The organism is Actinomadura sp. CNU-125, from assembly GCF_001942465.1.
GTDB lineage: Bacteria > Actinomycetota > Actinomycetes > Streptosporangiales > Streptosporangiaceae > Spirillospora.
The window spans coordinates 1-3,082 of sequence record NZ_MKJY01000418.1 but is presented as its reverse complement, the minus strand read 5'-3'; the positions used below and the strand labels follow the sequence as shown (position 1 = coordinate 3,082).

Here is a 3,082-nt window from a genome sequence, read left to right as displayed (position 1 = left end):
CGCGCCGAAGTCGGACGACTCGTACGCGGCGGCGCCAAGGTCCCCGGCGCCGCACCCGCCACCGGCAAGGGCGCCGACAAGGACGAACCGGACGCCGAGAAGGTCGACGACGACGCGGAAGACGGCCCCGTCACCAAGGCGAAGGCCGAGGACTCCCCGGAAAAGGACTCCTGAGCGGAGACCGGAACGAAGCAAAGCGAAGCGAGTCGACGCCGGCGCCCGAACGGGCGCCGGCGTCTTCGTTCGACCGGCTTGCGATACAGCAGAAATCAATGTCACAGCTTGTTTACACATCCCCCCATTGGTCCGTGTAAACAAGACAAATCACCCACATTGTGTCTACAGTGCGCTACGCTCCCCGCTCGTTGAAAGATCGACTTTCAGCCCGGTACCCCCAAACGGAGCGTTGCGCATGCCAGTCACACATCGCCGCGCGGTCCTCGCCGGCGCGCTCGCCGTCGCGGTCGGTCTCACCGGCGCCGCCTGCGGCGGCGACGACGAACCGTCCGCCAACGGTCTGGAAACCTCCAGGCTCACCCTCGGCACCATGACCGTCGCCGACACCGCGCCGGTCCAGGTCGCCATCGAGAAGGGGCTGTTCGAGGCCGAGGGCCTGGAGGTCAGGCTGCAGACCGTGCAGGGCGGCGCGGAGGCCATTCCCAAGCTGAAGAGCGGCGCCCTCGACATCAGCTTCGGCAACTTCGTCTCGCTGGTCACCGCGTCCGTCAAGGACCCGGGCTTCAAACCGAAGATCGTCGCCGAGGGCTTCCTGAGCGGCCCGAAGACGCACACCCTGATGGTCCGAAAGGACTCCCCGTACCACTCCATCGAGGACCTCAAGGGCAAGAAGATCGGCGTCAACACCAAGAAGAACATCAGCACGCTGATGGTGGAGGCCGCCGGAAAGCCCAAGGGCGTGACGTTCCCCGAGGACGTCTTCGTCGAGGTCCCGCCGCCGAACATGGAGCAGGCGCTCAAGTCCGAGAGCGTCGAGGCCGTCCAGGCCATCGAGCCGTTCGGCACCCAGATGCAGCAGTCGCTCGGCGCCCGCATGATCGCGGACCTGTCGAGCGGGGCCACGGCCGACTTCCCGATCGCCGGTTACGCCTCCACGGAGAAGTTCGTGAAGGAGAACCCGAAGACGGTCGCGGCGTTCCAGCGCGCCCTGCAGAAAGCCGCGGGCGAGTGCCAGGACCGCAAGGTCGTCCAGGACATCCTGCCCAAGTACGCCAAGATCGACGCCCAGGTCGCCTCGACGATGAGCTACGGCAGCTACCCGACCGCGCTGGACCCCGCGCGTCTCCAGAAGGTGCCGGACCTCATGCAGGAGTTCGGGTACATCGACGAGAAGGTCGACATCAAGACGCTCATCGCGCAGGCTTCATGAACCTTCGCCGAATCGCGCTCGGCGCGGCCGGCGGTATCGGGGTGCTCGCGGTCCTGGAGGGCGTCAGCCGTGCCGGCCTCCTGGACCGCGACGCGCTGCCCCCGATGACGACCGTCCTGACCGAGGCGGGCAAGCTGGCCGTCGACGAGGACTTCCTCGTCGACGTCGGCGCCTCCCTGCAGGCGTGGCTCGGCGGGCTCGCGCTCGCGGTGCTCGTGGCGGTCCCGCTGGGCGTGCTGCTCGGCTCGGTCCCGCTGCTCGACACCGCGTCGCGGGCCTTGGTCGAGCTGCTCCGCCCGATCCCGTCGGTCGCGCTCATCCCGCTCGCCATCATCCTGTTCGCCGATCCGCTGCAGATGAAGATGTCGCTGATCTTCTACGCGTGCTGTGGCCGATCCTCATCAACACCCTCTACGCCCTCCGCGACGTCGACCCCGTCGCCAAGGAGACGCTCCGCAGCTTCGGATTCGGGACGCCGTCGGTGCTGTGGCGGGTGTCGCTGCCGAGCGCCGCACCGTTCATCGTCACCGGCGTCCGGATCGCCGCGTCCGTCGCCCTCGTCGTCGTGATCAGCACCGAGCTGTTCGCCGGCGGCTGGGACGGCATCGGCATCTACCTCTCCGACACCCAGTCGGGCGGCGGCCGCACCGACCTGCTGCTCGCCGGGGCGTTCTGGGCGGGCCTGCTCGGGCTGCTGGCCAACGGCCTGCTGCTCGCGATCGAGCGGATCGCGTTCCGCTGGAACACGGCACGGGTGGAGGGGGTCTCATGAACGCGCTGAAACTGGGAGGCGCTCTCCTCTCCCGCGTGTGGCTCGTCGCCCTCGTGATCGCGCTCTGGGAGATCGTCACCCGGGCGGTGAACGAGACCTACTTCCCGCCGCCCTCGGAGATCGTCCGGACGCTGAAGGAGATCTGGTTCTCCGGCCCGGCGTCGCACCTGTTCCTGTCGGACGACGCGCTCGAGGACTTCTCCAGCAGCCTGCAGAACCTGTTCGTCGGATGGGCCGCCGCCGGTGTCGTCGGCGTGGTGATCGGCGCCGCCATCGGCCGGTCCCGGGTCCTGTCCGACCTGTTCGACCCGGTGCTGCAGTTCCTGCGGGCGGTCCCGCCGCCCACGCTGCTGCCGTTCTTCATCCTGGTGTTCTCGATCAGCGACACCATGCGGATCGTGACGATCGCGTTCGGCGTGATCTGGCCGGTGCTGCTGAACACCTCGGACGGCGTCCGCTCCGTGGACGCGCTGCAACTGGACACCGCGCGGGTCTTCAACATCTCCCGGACCCGCCGGATGACGACGATCATCCTGCCGTCCGCCGCGCCGAAGATCTTCGCCGGGCTCCGGGTGGCACTGTCGTTCGCGCTGATCCTGATGGTGCTGTCCGAGCTGCTCGGCAGCACCGTCGGCATCGGAACCGAGCTGCTGGACGCGCAGCGCCAGTTCGAGCTGCCGCGGATGTGGGCCGGGATCGTCATGCTCGGCATCCTCGGGTTCCTGTTCAACGCCGTCTTCATGCTGCTGGAACGGCGGCTGCTGGCCTGGCACGCCGGGGCCAAGAGGCTCGAGAACTGACGATGACCTTTTCCACGCTCACACAGAAACGGCAGCCGCGATGCTCGAGATAACCGGCCTGACGCACTCCTACTCCGGCGATCACGGGGTCCTGGACGGCCTCGACCTCACGGTCGCCGACGG

3 protein-coding genes are annotated in these 3,082 nt (G+C 68.0%); all 3 read left to right on the top strand.

What is annotated here, in order from left to right:
- The first annotated feature begins 412 nt into the window (after positions 1 to 412).
- The 3 genes from BJF79_RS35555 (at position 413) to BJF79_RS35545 (ending at position 2,959) form a co-directional block, all read left to right on the top strand.
- Positions 413 to 1,387 (top strand): ABC transporter substrate-binding protein, encoded by a 975-nt coding sequence (locus BJF79_RS35555; protein WP_075904012.1) that lies wholly within the window; start codon positions 413 to 415, stop codon positions 1,385 to 1,387.
- 184 nt (positions 1,388 to 1,571) lie between these two features.
- Positions 1,572 to 2,159, top strand: coding sequence for an ABC transporter permease (locus BJF79_RS63250; RefSeq protein WP_316043503.1), 588 nt, complete (start codon positions 1,572 to 1,574; stop codon positions 2,157 to 2,159).
- Positions 2,156 to 2,959: an ABC transporter permease gene (locus tag BJF79_RS35545; RefSeq protein ID WP_075904010.1), complete on the top strand. Its 804-nt coding sequence runs from the start codon at positions 2,156 to 2,158 to the stop codon at positions 2,957 to 2,959. The genes BJF79_RS63250 and BJF79_RS35545 overlap by 4 nt, the downstream gene beginning before the upstream one ends.
- Positions 2,960 to 3,082 lie beyond the last annotated feature (123 nt).